The sequence below is a fragment of the Pseudomonas sp. SCT genome (genome assembly GCF_003864275.1).
In the GTDB taxonomy this organism is placed as follows: Bacteria; Pseudomonadota; Gammaproteobacteria; order Pseudomonadales; family Pseudomonadaceae; genus Stutzerimonas; species Stutzerimonas stutzeri_AE.
Genome location: NZ_BDJA01000009.1, coordinates 17,524 through 31,631 on the forward strand (window position 1 = coordinate 17,524; position 14,108 = coordinate 31,631).

Below are 14,108 nucleotides of genomic sequence, written 5' to 3' on the forward strand. Positions count from 1 at the left end.
CCATTTGCTACCGGTGTCCGTCCGAAACGGCGCGGGCGCGCCCGTACGGCTGATAAAACGCCGCCCGCAGCGGGCGGCCGGCAGCTATCTGCTAGAATGCGCGCCCTGTTTTCCGGAGGTAGTCATGACCCTGCTCAAGTTCACCGATGTATCGCTCGCCTACGGCACCACGCCGTTGCTGGACGGCGTGTCCTGGCAGATCGCGCGGGGCGAGCGGGTCTGCATCATCGGCCGCAATGGCACTGGCAAGTCCAGCATGCTGCGCCTGGTCAAGGGCGACCGCAGCGCCGATGACGGTGAAATCTGGCGTGCTCCCGGCCTGAAGATAGGCGAGCTACCGCAGGAACTGCCCCGTGCGGATGACCGCACCGTCTTCGACGTGGTTGCCGAAGGCCTGGCCGGAGTCGGCGAGTTGCTCGCCGAGTACCACCACCTGAGCCAGAACATCCAGAACGAGGCCGACCTCGAGAAGCTGATGCACGTGCAGCAGGCACTCGAAGCGAAGGATGGCTGGCGTTTGCAGCAGTTGGTCGACAGCACCCTGAGCCGCCTGCAGCTGCCCGCCGACCGTACGCTTGCCGAGTTGTCCGGCGGCTGGCGCCGGCGCGTATTGCTGGCCCAGGCCCTGGTGTCCGAGCCCGATCTGCTGCTGCTCGACGAGCCGACCAACCACCTGGATATCGGTGCCATTGCCTGGCTGGAAGAGGCACTGACCGGCTTCAACGGTGCCGTGCTGTTCATCACGCACGACCGGGCATTCCTGCAGAACCTGGCGACGCGCATCCTCGAGCTGGATCGTGGTCACCTGATCGACTGGAACGGGGACTACGCCAGCTTTCTGGTGCACAAGGAGCAGCAGCTGGCGGCAGAGGAGACGGCCAATGCGCTGTTCGACAAGAAGCTGGCTCAGGAAGAAGTGTGGATTCGCCAGGGCATCAAGGCGCGACGCACCCGCAACGAGGGGCGTGTGCGTGCGCTCAAGGCATTGCGCGCGGAGCGCAGTGAGCGGCGTAACGTGCAGGGCAAAGCCACTTTCCAGGTGGAGACGGCGGAAAAGTCCGGCAAGCAGGTCATCGTCGCTGAGCAGGTGACGTTCGCTCACGTAGGTGGCGAGCCGCTGATCCGGGACTTTTCCATGGTTATCCAGCGCGGCGACCGCATCGGTTTGCTCGGCGCCAACGGTACTGGCAAGACCACCCTGCTCAAGCTGCTGCTCGGAGAATTGCACCCTAGCAGCGGTTCCATCGAGTTCGGCACCAAGCTTGAAGTGGCGTATTTCGACCAATTGCGTCACCAGCTGGAGCTGGAAAAGACCGTGGTCGACAACCTCGCCGAAGGTCGTGAGTTCATCACCATCGATGGGCAGAACCGCCACGTGCTGAGCTATCTCAGCGACTTCCTGTTCAGTCCGCAACGGGCTCGAACACCAGTCAAGGCGCTGTCTGGAGGTGAGCGGGCACGGCTCTTGCTCGCCAAGCTGTTCAGCAAGCCGGCGAACCTGTTGGTGCTCGACGAGCCGACCAACGACCTCGATGTGGAAACGCTGGAATTGCTCGAAGAAGTGCTGCTTGGCTTCCAGGGCACGGTACTGATGGTAAGCCACGACCGGGCCTTCCTCGACAACGTGGTCACCAGCACGCTGGTGTTCCAGGGCGGCGGTGAAGTGCGCGAGTACGTTGGCGGTTATCAGGACTGGCTGCGTCAGGGCGGTTCGCCCCGCTTGCTGGGTGTTGCCGAGTCCGGCGGCGAAGCGAAGAAAGCGCAACAAGCGCCGGTCGCTGCAGTGGTTGCCGAGGTCGCGCCAGCCAAGAAGAAGCTCAGCTACAAGCTGCAGCGCGAACTGGAGGCCTTGCCCGGTCAGATCGACGAAGCGGAAAAGGCGATCGAGGCATTGCAGGCGGAGATTTCCGATCCGGCTTTTTATCAGCAGGCGGCGGATAAAACGGCTGCCGTGTTGAGCCGTCTCGAGGCGTTGCAGGCGGAGCTCGATAGCTTGCTTGAGCGCTGGGCAGAGCTCGAGGAGTAACCGTCCGTGCTGAGGCGGTGCAGTTTTCATGGCTGCGCCACTCAGCAATAGGGGGGGCGGTGAAACGGGGCTCGATCACGGCTAATGAGATGGATCAATGCCCAGCTTGCTGGCGCGTAGTTAAGTATCCGCATCGGATCATGCAGTCATGATGGAGCGTTAATGGCAATCGAATACCGCATCACCCTGGATGATGAACACGACTTCAGTTACCGGATCGAACTGGATCGTGAATATGACAAGGAGGTCGCCGCGCAGGCGCCCAAATGGACCCGGCTCGATCATCAGCGCTGTTCGAACTGCCCGCTGAGCAGGGACGATTTCAGCCATTGCCCTGCCGCGGTTGATCTGCATCGGGTAATCGAGGACTTCCAGGGCCTACCGGCCGTACAAAAGGCCCTGGTATGGGTGCGCACGCCCGAGCGTGAATACACCAAACAGGTTGGCTTGGACGAAGGCTTGCGCGCGCTGCTCGGCGTAATCATGGCTACCAGCGCCTGCCCGGTGCTCGGACGGCTGAAGCCAATGGCCAAGCAGCATCTGCCGTTCGCCAGCAATCATGAGTTCGTTCTGCGCGCGGTATCGCTGTATCTGGCCCGGCAGTATTTCAACCTGCGCGAAGGCCGGCATGCAGACTGGGAGCTGCGCGGACTGGTGCGTTCCTTTCAGCAGCTGCAACTGGTCAATCAGGCGTTCTGGCAGCGCATCCACGACACCTGTCACGCCGACTCCAATCTCAAGGCCTTTCTGACCTTCTTCTCGATGGCGTCCAGTCTGACCTATTCACTCGAGACCCAGCTGCAGAAGATCCGTCCGCTGGTCATGAGCGCGGGCGACGGCGTCGAAGCGATCTGATCGGCTCGCTGTGCGCAGGGTGGCGGCCATCCTGCGCAGCGACGAACACCTATTCGGCTTTCTTCAAGCGTACCGCCAGCACATCGCAAGGCGCGCCGTGCAGGATGTCGTTGGCAGTCGAGCCCAGCAGCAGGGCAAGCCCGTGGCGACCGTGACTGCCGACCACGATCAGGTCGCAGCCCTGTTCCTTTGCCAGGCGGTGCACTTCCTGGCGGGGTTGTCCGTAGGTGAGGTGACGGTTTTCCGGAGCCAGACCCGGGTAGCTGTCGGCAAAGCCGTTCATGCGGCCACGGGCCTGGTCGAACTGCTGTTGCTGCAGCATCGACAGGTCCATTGGCACATCGCCGCCGAAGGCCATGGCCATTGGCTCGATGATATGCACCAGGCTCAGTTTGGCGCCTGAGGTATTGGCAAGCACCTGCGCGCGGGCGACGACAGGGTGGCATTCCTCGGTCAGGTCGATGGCGACCAGTATGTGTTTGTAGGGCATGGCGTGCTTTCTCCTTGGTGCCGGTTGCCAGAGTCCGTGGCCGGTCCGGCGATATGGGGATTACCCTTTCGTTTAAGAGGTTTATACGATCTTGCTCGTGGGTCCGCCAGTGGCTTGTTGTCACCATCAATGACGGTGAGGGGGCGCTGACTGCTATCATGGCCGCCTTTGTTGCCGCGCGCTGTATCGGGAAAACGCCATGCCGATGTTCGACTCCGACTATTCGCTCGCCTGGACCCTGTACGGGGTAGCGGCGCTTGGATGCCTGTTGTTCTGGTTCCGGGTAACGCGCTGGATGTGGCGCTGGGTGCGCGAGCCGCTGCGGTTGCTCGCTGCCGTATTGCTCTTCACGCCGACCATTGTCGATCCGGCGAAGGAACTGTTCGCGCCTGCTGTGGCCATTACTGCCATGGACCTGGCGTTCAAGGTCGGCAACAACGCGTGGCGTGCCGTGGCTGATCTGGCGATGTATGGACTGATTGCCTTCGGCTTGTATCTGCTGCTGGTGGCCATTCGTTGGCCCATCGAGCGCAAGTACGGCCGGCGCGGCGAGAACCAGGCTGCGGATGAAGATAGCCGCACGCTGCGCGAACGCATGGAAGATCAAAGTGCCGACGACTATGAGCGCGATTACGCGCCGTCACGTGGGCGTATGCGCACCGAGCCGCGGCTCTAGGTCGGCCAGAACGAGGCAGAAACTCTCGGGAGATGACGCATGTGCGAGCTGCTTGGCATGAGCGCCAACGTTCCCACCGATATCGTTTTCAGCTTTACCGGCCTGATGCAGCGAGGCGGAAAGACCGGGCCACACAAGGACGGCTGGGGCATCGCCTTCTATGAAGGTCGCGGCCTACGGCTATTCCAGGACCCGGTCGCCAGCTGCGAATCCGAAGTGGCGAAGATGGTGCAGCGCTACCTGATCAAGAGTGAGGTGGTGATCGGTCATATCCGTCATGCCAACGTCGGCAAGGTTTCCCTGGTCAATACGCATCCTTTCGTTCGTGAGCTATGGGGACAGCACTGGTGCTTTGCTCACAATGGCCAACTCTCGGATTTCGAGCCACCGAAGGGCATCTACCGTCCAGTTGGCGACACTGACAGCGAGCGCGCTTTCTGCGACCTGCTGAACCGGATCCGTCTGGATTTTCCTGACCGCTGCGCGCCGGAAAGCGTTTTGCCCGTATTGCTGGGCGCTTGCGTCGAGTACCGTCGCAAGGGTGTGTTCAATTGCCTGCTGAGCAATGGAGAGTGGCTGTTCAGCTTTTGCAGTACCAAGCTGGCGGAGATCACCCGACGTGCGCCATTCGGTCCGGCGCAACTTCGAGACGCCGAACTGACAGTGAATTTCCACGCCGAAACCACACCCGATGATGTTGTCACGGTGCTGGCTACCGAGCCGCTAACCAATAATGAACAATGGACATTGCATGAGCCCGGCCAATGGAGTTTGTGGCGGCTCGGCGAATGCATCGCGCAGGGGAAAGTGACCGAATGCTGAGAAGCTACCTGCGCCTGACCCTGTTCACCTTTGGCCTATTGGTGGGTGTTCAGGTGCCTGGCTTTATCGAGGCATACGCCCAACATGTAGAAGCCCGGCGGTTGGAGGCTCAGCAGGGCTTGCAGGGCTTTCAGGAGACGGCGCAGCGCTTTTTCAATGGCGATATGCAGGCGTTGGTCCAGCACTACCGCAACAGTGACGACCCGGTTTTTCAGAGTGATGCGCAAAGCGTCGAGCAGCTGGTGAGCCGCGCGCGAATGCTGGAGCGTGAGTGGCAGGCAATGCAGCGGCCCTGGTATGCGCGCGCCGTGCATGTACTTCTCGGCGCCGAGCGCAGCCTGCGTGAACAGGTATGGAACAGCTACCGCTTCCAGGTGCTGCTCGCCCCGGAAGCCATCGCCTGGGGGCTGAGCTGTGCGCTGCTACTGGCCTGGCTGGTGGAAAGCCTACTGGTGGCGGCAAGCCTCCCATTCAGATCACGAGCGCGCCGCTACAAGGGCTATCGCTGACTTACTGCTATCCACGCAGACGTGGCGCAGACGGCCCAGCTTGCAGTCATCTCCACGCGCTTACTTGGCCAGAAACTTCATCCCTTCCTCGAGTCCGCTCAGCGTCAACGGATACATTCGGTCCTCCACCAGTTCGCGGATGATGCCGGTGGAGGAGGTGTAGCCCCAGGTGTCCTTGGGGTAGGGATTGATCCAGATGAGCTTCTTGTACTTCTCCATGAAGCGCTGCATCCAGACGTAGCCGGCTTCCTCGTTCCAGTGCTCGACGCTTCCACCCGGCTGGGTGACTTCATACGGCGCCATCGCCGCGTCGCCCACGAACACCACCTTGTAGTCCGCGCCGTATTTGTGCAGCACATCCAGCGTCGAGGTGCGCTCCGAGGTGCGGCGGAAGTTGTTCTTCCATACTGATTCGTAGATGAAATTGTGGAAGTAGAAATATTCGAGGTGCTTGAACTCGGTCTTGCACGCTGAAAACAGCTCTTCGCAGACCTTCACGTGGGCGTCCATCGAGCCGCCGATGTCGAACAGAATCAGCAGCTTCACCGCATTGCGCCGCTCCGGTCGCATCTGGATGTTGAGCAGCCCGGCATCGCGTGCGGTGTGGTCGATGGTGCCATCGATATCCAGTTCGTCCGCCGCACCCTGGCGGGCGAATTTGCGCAGGCGGCGCAGGGCGATCTTGATGTTGCGCGTGCCAAGCTCGACCTGATCGTCGAGGTTCTTGTACTCGCGCTGATCCCAGACCTTCACCGCCTTGCCCTGACGCTTGCCGGCATCGCCGATGCGGATGCCTTCAGGGTTGTAGCCGCCGGAGCCGAACGGGCTGGTGCCGCCGGTGCCGATCCACTTGTTGCCGCCGGCGTGGCGCTCCTTCTGCTCCTCGAGACGCTTCTTGAATTCTTCGATCAGCTTGTCCAGGCCGCCGAGAGACTGGATTTGCGCGCGCTCCTCGTCCGTCAGGCTGCGCTCGAATTCCTTGCGCAGCCAGTCTTCCGGAATCAGCGCTTCTAGATGCTGATCGAGATTCTCAAGGCCCTTGAAGTAGGCGCCGAAGGCCCGGTCGAACTTGTCGAAGTGGCGTTCGTCCTTGACCATCACGGTGCGCGCAAGGAAATAGAATTCATCCATGTCGGCGAACACGACACGGTGCTTGAGTGCATCGATCAGATCCAGCAGTTCGCGTACCGATACCGGCACCTTGGCGGCGCGCATCTCATTGAACAGGCCAAGCAACATGGCAGAAAACCTCTGGCGCACCATCTTTGGCGCGCATGTTCGGGGCGCTCAGCGGGGGCTGTCGCCGTTGTGTTGGGGCAAGCCGTCGCGAATCTCGTACCAGTCGGCCTTGGAGTCGACGTAGATATGCGATTGCGGGGGCTCCGGCAGCGGTGAGTCGAGGGTGCCGGCGGCGACGCCGAGCTCATGTTCGCGGTTGTCGACGAACTGCAGATTTGAGCCGCAGCGGATGCAGAAGGTGCGCGTCACGTGATCGGAGGAATGGTAGACGCCCAGCTGGTCCTTGCCCGACATGATGTGGAAGGCTTCCAGCGGCACGCTCGCGTAAGTGGCGAACGCTGCGCCATGGGCCTTGCGGCACATCTTGCAGTGGCAGTGAGTCAGCTCGTTGATGGGGGCGTCGATGCGATAGCGCACGACGCCACACAGGCAACTACCGGTATGCGTTTGCATGGTGTCTTCCTCCAGTGAGTTCGCAGCCGGCTCACCGAAGCCGGCATCGATCAGCGGCTGTTGGCGCGCCGACTCATGAAGGCTAGACGCTCGAGCAGCATCACGTCCTGCTCGTTCTTCACTAGCGCGCCGGCCAGCGGCGGGATCGCCCGGGTCGGGTCGCGCTCGCGCAGCACGGCCTCGCCGATGTTGTCGGCCATCAGCAGTTTCAACCAGTCGACCAGTTCGGAGGTCGAGGGCTTCTTCTTCAGACCGGGCACCTTGCGCACATCGAAGAAGACGTCCAGGGCTTCGCTGACCAGCGACTGCTTGATACCCGGGTAGTGCACGTCGACGATCTTCTGCAGCGTGTCGCGATCCGGGAAGGCGATGTAGTGGAAGAAGCAGCGACGCAGGAAGGCGTCCGGTAGTTCCTTCTCGTTGTTCGAGGTGATGATGATGATCGGTCGCTGGGTCGCCTTGATCGTCTCGTTGGTCTCGTAGACGTAGAACTCCATCTTGTCGAGTTCTTGCAGCAGGTCGTTGGGAAACTCGATATCGGCCTTGTCGATCTCGTCGATCAGCAGGATGACCCGCTCCTCGCTCTCGAAGGCCTCCCACAGCTTGCCTTTCTTGATGTAGTTCTTCACGTCGTGGACCTTGTCCACGCCCAGCTGCGAATCACGCAGGCGGCTGACCGCATCGTATTCGTAGAGGCCCTGATGCGCCTTGGTGGTGGACTTGATGTGCCAGGTGATGAGCTTGGCGTCGAACGACTCGGCCAGCTGCTCGGCCAGCATGGTCTTGCCGGTGCCTGGCTCGCCCTTGACCAGAAGGGGACGCTGCAGGGTGATGGCGGCATTCACTGCGAGTTTCAGGTCATCGGTGGCGACGTAGGACTGGGTGCCTTCGAATTTCATTGCGGATTCCTTCGGCGGGGCCTGGCACGCAGGCACTCGTTGTAGTCAGGCCGACGACTATAAGGGAAGGTCGTGCGACTGTGAACGCAAGCGCATCATTCAGTCACTGAATGTCCGGCTGTGCGTTTCTGGTGACGCATGCCAGTTATTCTTCTTCATCGAGCGCACGTTCGAAGCGCGCAGTGAAGGCCTCGACGAATGCGTTGCGCAGTATCGCGACGAAGGCCTGGAATGGACTGACATCCGTTTCCCTGGTGGTGCCCGACAGCTCCACGCGGGTGGCGAACTGGTCCTTGCGCTGGTTCTTCAGGACTTCCTGTCCGCCGCCGACCACCGCTTCCCACAGCCCGCGCAAGAAGCCCTTGTCCTCGTTTTTGACGTCCTGGTCGTAGTCGAAGATGTCAACGTTGCGCAGCAGGGGCTTGATGTAACCATCGAGCTGGCTGTCGTTGGCCTCGACTTCGATAACCAGATCACCCGTCCCGCCGGCGAAATCGAAATTGGCGTAGGCGCGACTGAGGTCGTTCAGCTGTTTCAGCGGTACGCCGGTGACCCGCAGATTGACTTCGAAATCTTCCCAGTCCGTGAACGGATCGAAGCTGGCAGTCGCTTCGATGGGGGCCTGATTGAACAGCTTGCCCTTGCCTTCGAAGAAAGCGGTCCGGGTGCCGTCGGCATCATCGGTGTTGGTCAGGTTGTACAGGCTGGCCTGGATATCGCTGGCGTAAACGTGGACTTGCGGGTCGGAGGAGAAGTTGCGGAACGACAACTGGCCATCGACGACGCGAATCTCGTTGAGCGTGATCGGTACCAATGCGTCGAGCTGATCGCGCCAGTCGACGCCTTCCCCATTCTGCGAGTCACCGCTGTCACCACCATCGACGAAATTCAAATGAGGCTGCTCGAAAACGACTTCGCCGACGATCTCTCGGTGGCGCAGGATGCCATTCCAGCTGATGGCGATGTCGATCGCCGGTGCCTTGAGCAGCGGCGCCTGTACGCGCTTGTCCTTCTTCTCGATCAGCAGGCCTTCGACACGGTAAGCGCCACGCCACCAGGCGAGATCGACGTCTTCGACATGGCCCGTATAGTCGCCCATGTCCGCCATTTTCTCGTTCAGGTAGTTGCGCACCAGATGCGGCAGAGCGAGATGCAGGAGGATCAGCAGCAGGCCGATCGAGAGCAGGATCCACAGGGGAAGCAGGCGACGGGTCATGGCGGTCCGGAGATGAGCGGGATGTTGACGATGGACCCCCGGTCGCGGCTGTGAGTTCGGCTGGACTGCTGCATGGACTGCGCATAGGCTGATTGGTCTGATACTCCTCGGACAGGGCATTCCCATGAGTCGCATATTCGCAGACAACGCACGCTCCATCGGCAACACCCCGCTGGTAATGATCAATCGCCTGGGGCCCAAGGGCGTCACCATCATGGCCAAGATCGAAGGCCGTAACCCCGCTTATTCGGTGAAATGCCGTATCGGCGCCGGGATGATCTGGGACGCCGAGGACAGCGGTCGGATCAAGCCGGGCATGACGTTGGTCGAGCCTACTTCGGGCAACACCGGCATCGGTCTGGCCTTTGTTGCCGCGGCGCGTGGCTACAAGCTCATGCTCACCATGCCGGCGTCCATGAGCCTGGAGCGGCGCAAGGTGCTCAAAGCGCTGGGTGCCGAGCTGGTGCTCACCGAGCCGGCCAAAGGCATGAAGGGCGCGATCGAGAAAGCCGCCGAGATTGCCGCCTCGAATCCCGAGCAGTACTACATGCCGCAACAGTTCGAGAATCCGTCCAACCCGGCAATCCATGAGAAGACCACCGGCCCGGAAATCTGGAACGACACCGATGGCAGCATCGATGTGCTGGTGGCAGGCGTCGGCACTGGAGGCACCATCACCGGCGTCTCGCGCTATATCAAGAACACCAAGGGCAAGCAGATCATCAGCGTGGCGGTGGAACCGACCAGCTCGCCGGTAATCAGTCAGACCCTTGCCGGTGACGAGGTCAAACCCAGTCCGCACAAGATCCAGGGCATCGGCGCCGGCTTCGTGCCGAAGAACCTCGACCTGTCCATGGTCGATCGGGTCGAGCTGGTCGATGACGAAGAGGCCAAGCAGATGGCCCTGCGGCTGATGCGCGAAGAGGGCATTCTCTGTGGCATTTCCTGCGGTGCGGCGATGGCGGCTGCGGTTCGTCTGGCCGAACGGCCGGAAATGCAGGGCAAGAACATCGTCGTGATCCTGCCGGACTCGGGCGAGCGTTACCTCTCCAGCATGCTGTTCAGCGACATGTTCAGCGAGCAGGAACTGGTGCAGTAATGCCTTGCGACGCAGTTGAGCCAATCAACTGCGTCGCGGATCGGCCTGCGGCTGGGCGGCTGGCGCCTGGCGCAGGATCAGCCACAACGCCAGGCCGATCAGCGCACCGCCCTGAACGTAGGCCCAGGACAGTGGCTCATCGAGAAACAGTATGCCCCATAGCACACCGAACGGTGGGATCAGAAACGTCACCGTCAGCGTCTTAACTGGTCCGATATCCGCCAGCAGGCGGAAGTAGAGAATGTAGGCAAACGCCGTGCAGACCAGACCCAGTCCAAGCAGGCTGAGCCAGACGCTGGTGTCGCCCCAGCTCGGCGGCGGGGCATCCAGCAGCGACCATCCGAACAGTGGCAACAGGCAGAGTGCGGCGCCGGCCTGGCTGCCAAAGGCAACCAATTCACTATCCAACCCGCCGTCCCGGTTGATCCAGCGACGCGTGAGAAAACCGCCCAATCCGTAGCAGGCAGTGGCACCCAGGCAGGCCAGCGCTCCGAGCAGCAACCCCATATCCAATGGCACTGGGCCGATGCGCATCAGCAGTGCCACACCGCCCAGCCCGCTGAACACTCCCAGCACCTTGGCCAGCGTCAGCTCCTCAGCGAAGAACAGTGCGCCTATCAGCACGCCCATCATTGGCGTGGTGGCATTGAAGATGGCCGAATAACCCGCCGGCACCAGTTGCGCGGCCACCGCATACAGGGCGAAGGGTACGCCCGAGTTGATCACGCCAAGCACCAGGCACAGGCCGAGCTTGCCGCGAAAATCCCAGCGCCTGTGCAGCACGACGAGGATTGCCAGCAGCCCGGCGGTCGCGAGCAGCACGCGAAAGAATGCTGTCGGGAAAGTGCCAAGTACCGGCGCGATAACACGCATGAAGAGAAAACTCGCGCCCCAGATGGCGGCGAGGGCAAGCAGGCGAAATATGTCGAGCGGGCGCATGAAGCGGGCTTCCAGCACAAGGGAGCTGCAAGTGTTGTCGCCCATCTGCCAACAGGCAAACCGAAACCGACTTTCAAACTGCGTGCTGCTAAGCTCGGCGAACGTTCATGTCCTGCAGTGGGTGCATCATGGTGGAGCAGAAACTGGCCGTTGAAATGGCTCGGCAGATCCTTCTCGGTTTTGATGACTATCGCGAGCATTTTCGCGTGATCACCGAGGGTGCCCGTTCTCGCTTCGAGCAGGCGCAGTGGCAGGAAGCACAGCGCGCCTCCGCGGCGCGCATCAATCTCTACGAAGAGAAGGTCGCTGAAACCCGGCGTGGCTTGCTGGCCGGCTTCGATCATGCCGATCTGCTTCAGGTCGAAGCCTGGCCGCAGATCAAGAGCGCCTATATCGAGCTGATCAACCCACGCTTCGACGACGAGCTGTCGGAGACCTGGTACAACTCGATCTTCTGCGGGCTGTTCAGCCATGACTGCATCAGTGACGGCACCATGTTTATCCATACCACCCGGCCGGCTGTGCGCGTGCAGGAGCGCCAGGCACAGACGCGCACCTACCAGCCCAACGGCGATCTGGCGGGAATGTTGGAACAGATCCTCAGCGATTACGCCTTCGCCGTACCGTATTGTGATCTGGCGGGAGACCTCCAGCGGCTACAGACGCAGCTGTGTGAAACGTTGCCCGATTGGGTCTGCAAGGATCCGGAGCTGACTGTCGAACTCTTCGTCTCGGTGCTGTACCGCAACAAGGGCGCCTACCTGCTCGGGCGCATCTTCACTTGCGATGAGCAGTGGCCGCTGGTGATCCCCTTGTTGCACCGCGAGGGCGAAGGCATCGTCGCCGATGCGTTGATTACCGACGAGGCGGAGGTGTCGATCATCTTTTCCTTCACGCGCTCGTACTTCATGGTCGAGGTGCCGATCCCGGCGGAATTCGTCGGCTTTCTCAAGCGCATCCTGCCTGGCAAGCACATAGCCGAGCTGTATACCTCGATAGGCTTCTACAAGCACGGCAAGTCGGAGTTCTACCGCGCGCTGATCGATCATCTGGCCAACACCGACGATCGCTTTGTCATGGCGCCCGGCGTGCGCGGCATGGTGATGACGGTGTTCACGTTGCCCGGCTTCAATACGGTGTTCAAGCTGATCAAGGATCGATTCTCACCGATCAAGAGCGTCAACCGAGCCACTGTGATCGAAAAGTATCGCCTGGTGAAAAGTGTCGACCGGGTAGGGCGCATGGCCGATACCCAGGAGTTTGCCGACTTCCGCTTCCCAAAGGCCAAGTTCGATCCGGAATGCCTGGCCGAGCTGCTGGAGGTCGCGCCGTCGACGGTAGAGGTGCAGGGCGATACCGTACTGGTGCGCCACTGCTGGACCGAGCGGCGCATGACGCCGCTGAATCTCTATCTGGAAAACGCCAGCGAACAGCAGGTGCGCGAGGTGCTGGAAGACTATGGGCTTGCCATCAAGCAGCTGGCGGCGGCCAATATCTTTCCTGGCGACATGCTGTTGAAGAATTTCGGCGTTACCCGCCATGGAAGGGTGGTGTTCTACGATTACGACGAGATCAGCTATCTCACCGAGGTGAATTTTCGCCACATCCCTGCGCCGCGTTACCCGGAAGACGAGATGGCATCGGAGCCATGGTATTCGGTGGGGCCAAATGACGTGTTTCCCGAAGAATTCCCACGCTTTCTGTTCGCTGACCATGGGCAGCGTCGGCTATTTGCCAGCCTGCATGGCGAGCTGTATGACGCGGATTACTGGAAGGGACTGCAGGACGCGATCCGCGGCGGCAAGGTGATCGACGTCTTCCCTTATCGGCGCAAGGCTGACCGTAACTGAGCGGCAGCCGGCGCTGCGTTACCGCCGGCAAACAGATTTTGGTTGAACGCCTTTGCGCAACCCCGGTCGCAGTTGTAAAGCGCCGTAACAAAGCGGCGCTACTTGCGGAGCCCTCGGCAGCAAAGCTCACGAGCGTCAGTTGGAAAGTTGGATTATGCTGTCCATGAAGCCTGCATGGCTCCGATGTAACCCGTTATCTGGCAGGAGGGTGTGACCATGAAAGCAAGGCTCAATGAAATGTTCTGGAAGCTGGCGGTCGCTCTTGGCTTGATCGAGCCACCTCGTCTGCAGCCCATTCCAGTGCGCGCCCGCCGTCAGCAGGATCGCCGCGCTTCCCGGTAACGCGGGTTAGTCGCTACGCGGCGGGCAAGGCGGGTCCTCCGCGTTCCACGGCTCGTTTATAGGCGGGCCGCTGTTGTATACGCTGCAGGAAATTCATCAACCGCGGGCGGCTCTCGTCCAATCCTGCTCTGGCGCGCGCCGCTTCGATCGGAAAACTCATTTGTATGTCCGCCGCGCTGAAGGTATCCCCAGCGAACCAGTCGGATTTCCCCAGTTCCGCTTCCATGTAATCGAGATGAGTCTTTAGCTGCGGCCCGATGAAGGCCCGATTGGCGCCCTCAGCGATCGCTCGTGCCACCGGGCGGATAAAGAAGGGCATCGGCCCGGTGGCGACCCGGTCGAATACCAGCTTGAGCAACATCGGCGGCATCGCCGACCCTTCGGCGTAGTGCATCCAGTAGCGAAACCTGCGGTACTCCGCGCTGCTGCTTTGCGGCGCGAGCCGGCCATTTCCGTATCGCTCCAGCAGATATTCCAGAATGGCTGCCGATTCGGCCAACGTCAGTTCGCCATCGGTGATCACCGGCGATTTTCCCAGTGGATGAACGGCTTTGAGTTCGGCCGGGGCGAGCATCGTCTTCGGGTCGCGGGGATAGCGCTTGAGCTCATAAAGCAGCTCCAGTTCCTCCATCAGCCAGAGGACGCGATGGGATCTGGAGTGATTCAGGTGATGGACTGTGATCATGCCGGTTC

15 protein-coding genes are annotated in these 14,108 nt (G+C 61.0%); 8 read left to right on the plus strand and 7 right to left on the minus strand.

The window, feature by feature from the left end; all coding sequences use genetic code 11:
- The first annotated feature begins 124 nt into the window (after positions 1–124).
- Positions 125–2,026 carry an ATP-binding cassette domain-containing protein gene (locus BHD08_RS19415; protein WP_125024406.1) on the plus strand — a complete coding sequence of 634 codons (1,902 nt, stop codon included), beginning with the start codon at positions 125–127 and terminating at the stop codon, positions 2,024–2,026.
- Between the two features lie 162 nt (positions 2,027–2,188).
- Positions 2,189–2,881: a DUF6901 family protein gene (locus BHD08_RS19420; RefSeq protein WP_015276690.1), complete on the plus strand. Its 693-nt coding sequence runs from the start codon at positions 2,189–2,191 to the stop codon at positions 2,879–2,881.
- Positions 2,882–2,930: 49 nt separating this feature from the next.
- Here the strand turns inward: BHD08_RS19420 and BHD08_RS19425 are convergent, their stop codons facing one another.
- On the minus strand, positions 2,931–3,371 hold the full coding sequence (locus tag BHD08_RS19425) for a universal stress protein (protein WP_125024408.1): 441 nt from the start codon (positions 3,369–3,371) through the stop codon (positions 2,931–2,933).
- A 199-nt stretch (positions 3,372–3,570) separates the two neighbouring features.
- Between BHD08_RS19425 and BHD08_RS19430 the strand changes: the two genes are divergently transcribed.
- The 3 genes from BHD08_RS19430 to BHD08_RS19440 are packed head-to-tail and all read left to right on the plus strand — an operon-like array spanning position 3,571 to position 5,378.
- Entirely contained in the window at positions 3,571–4,047 is a 477-nt protein-coding gene (locus tag BHD08_RS19430; RefSeq protein WP_125024410.1) for an MFS transporter, read from the plus strand.
- Between the two features lie 39 nt (positions 4,048–4,086).
- Positions 4,087–4,869 carry a class II glutamine amidotransferase gene (locus tag BHD08_RS19435; protein ID WP_015276693.1) on the plus strand — a complete coding sequence of 261 codons (783 nt, stop codon included), beginning with the start codon at positions 4,087–4,089 and terminating at the stop codon, positions 4,867–4,869.
- Positions 4,863–5,378, plus strand: coding sequence for a DUF2937 family protein (locus BHD08_RS19440; RefSeq protein ID WP_015276694.1), 516 nt, complete (start codon positions 4,863–4,865; stop codon positions 5,376–5,378). The genes BHD08_RS19435 and BHD08_RS19440 overlap by 7 nt, the downstream gene beginning before the upstream one ends.
- Before the next feature lie 60 nt (positions 5,379–5,438).
- On the opposite strand, the gene BHD08_RS19445 is transcribed toward BHD08_RS19440, so the two are convergent.
- From BHD08_RS19445 to BHD08_RS19460, 4 genes are all read right to left on the minus strand, one after another.
- Positions 5,439–6,617 carry a VWA domain-containing protein gene (locus tag BHD08_RS19445; RefSeq protein ID WP_015276695.1) on the minus strand — a complete coding sequence of 393 codons (1,179 nt, stop codon included), beginning with the start codon at positions 6,615–6,617 and terminating at the stop codon, positions 5,439–5,441.
- Between the two features lie 48 nt (positions 6,618–6,665).
- Positions 6,666–7,070 carry a GFA family protein gene (locus BHD08_RS19450; protein ID WP_015276696.1) on the minus strand — a complete coding sequence of 135 codons (405 nt, stop codon included), beginning with the start codon at positions 7,068–7,070 and terminating at the stop codon, positions 6,666–6,668.
- 50 nt (positions 7,071–7,120) lie between these two features.
- On the minus strand, positions 7,121–7,969 hold the full coding sequence (locus BHD08_RS19455; protein WP_125024412.1) for a MoxR family ATPase: 849 nt from the start codon (positions 7,967–7,969) through the stop codon (positions 7,121–7,123).
- A 145-nt stretch (positions 7,970–8,114) separates the two neighbouring features.
- Positions 8,115–9,185 carry a DUF748 domain-containing protein gene (locus BHD08_RS19460; RefSeq protein WP_125024414.1) on the minus strand — a complete coding sequence of 357 codons (1,071 nt, stop codon included), beginning with the start codon at positions 9,183–9,185 and terminating at the stop codon, positions 8,115–8,117.
- A gap of 124 nt (positions 9,186–9,309) precedes the next feature.
- On the opposite strand from BHD08_RS19460, the gene cysK reads away from it, so the two are divergent.
- Entirely contained in the window at positions 9,310–10,284 is a 975-nt protein-coding gene (cysK, locus tag BHD08_RS19465; protein WP_015276699.1) for a cysteine synthase A, read from the plus strand.
- A 24-nt stretch (positions 10,285–10,308) separates the two neighbouring features.
- On the opposite strand, the gene BHD08_RS19470 is transcribed toward cysK, so the two are convergent.
- The gene (locus tag BHD08_RS19470; protein ID WP_125024416.1) at positions 10,309–11,223 is read right to left on the minus strand and encodes a DMT family transporter; all 915 of its coding nucleotides are present in this window, start codon (positions 11,221–11,223) and stop codon (positions 10,309–10,311) included.
- Positions 11,224–11,351: 128 nt separating this feature from the next.
- On the opposite strand from BHD08_RS19470, the gene aceK reads away from it, so the two are divergent.
- Positions 11,352–13,073: a bifunctional isocitrate dehydrogenase kinase/phosphatase gene (gene aceK, locus BHD08_RS19475; RefSeq protein WP_015276701.1), complete on the plus strand. Its 1,722-nt coding sequence runs from the start codon at positions 11,352–11,354 to the stop codon at positions 13,071–13,073.
- A gap of 216 nt (positions 13,074–13,289) precedes the next feature.
- Positions 13,290–13,415, plus strand: a complete 126-nt coding sequence (locus BHD08_RS23275; protein ID WP_015276702.1) for a PA1414 family protein — start codon at positions 13,290–13,292, stop codon at positions 13,413–13,415.
- A 13-nt stretch (positions 13,416–13,428) separates the two neighbouring features.
- On the opposite strand, the gene BHD08_RS19480 is transcribed toward BHD08_RS23275, so the two are convergent.
- A complete protein-coding gene (locus tag BHD08_RS19480; RefSeq protein ID WP_125024418.1) occupies positions 13,429–14,100 on the minus strand; it encodes a glutathione S-transferase in 672 nt (223 codons plus the stop codon).
- Positions 14,101–14,108 lie beyond the last annotated feature (8 nt).

Bases quoted from the DNA above. Each gene is read 5' to 3' on its own strand.
- BHD08_RS19415 (WP_125024406.1), top strand. From the start codon at position 125: ATGACCCTGCTCAAGTTCACCGATGTATCGCTCGCCTACGGCACCACG.
- BHD08_RS19425 (WP_125024408.1), bottom strand. From the start codon at position 3,371: ATGCCCTACAAACACATACTGGTCGCCATCGACCTGACCGAGGAATGC.
- BHD08_RS19460 (WP_125024414.1), bottom strand. From the start codon at position 9,185: ATGACCCGTCGCCTGCTTCCCCTGTGGATCCTGCTCTCGATCGGCCTG.
- BHD08_RS19430 (WP_125024410.1), top strand. From the start codon at position 3,571: ATGCCGATGTTCGACTCCGACTATTCGCTCGCCTGGACCCTGTACGGG.
- BHD08_RS19450 (WP_015276696.1), bottom strand. From the start codon at position 7,070: ATGCAAACGCATACCGGTAGTTGCCTGTGTGGCGTCGTGCGCTATCGC.
- BHD08_RS19420 (WP_015276690.1), top strand. From the start codon at position 2,189: ATGGCAATCGAATACCGCATCACCCTGGATGATGAACACGACTTCAGT.
- BHD08_RS19445 (WP_015276695.1), bottom strand. From the start codon at position 6,617: ATGTTGCTTGGCCTGTTCAATGAGATGCGCGCCGCCAAGGTGCCGGTA.
- aceK (WP_015276701.1), top strand. From the start codon at position 11,352: ATGGTGGAGCAGAAACTGGCCGTTGAAATGGCTCGGCAGATCCTTCTC.
- BHD08_RS19440 (WP_015276694.1), top strand. From the start codon at position 4,863: ATGCTGAGAAGCTACCTGCGCCTGACCCTGTTCACCTTTGGCCTATTG.
- BHD08_RS19480 (WP_125024418.1), bottom strand. From the start codon at position 14,100: ATGATCACAGTCCATCACCTGAATCACTCCAGATCCCATCGCGTCCTC.
- BHD08_RS23275 (WP_015276702.1), top strand. From the start codon at position 13,290: ATGAAAGCAAGGCTCAATGAAATGTTCTGGAAGCTGGCGGTCGCTCTT.
- cysK (WP_015276699.1), top strand. From the start codon at position 9,310: ATGAGTCGCATATTCGCAGACAACGCACGCTCCATCGGCAACACCCCG.
- BHD08_RS19435 (WP_015276693.1), top strand. From the start codon at position 4,087: ATGTGCGAGCTGCTTGGCATGAGCGCCAACGTTCCCACCGATATCGTT.
- BHD08_RS19470 (WP_125024416.1), bottom strand. From the start codon at position 11,223: ATGCGCCCGCTCGACATATTTCGCCTGCTTGCCCTCGCCGCCATCTGG.
- BHD08_RS19455 (WP_125024412.1), bottom strand. From the start codon at position 7,969: ATGAAATTCGAAGGCACCCAGTCCTACGTCGCCACCGATGACCTGAAA.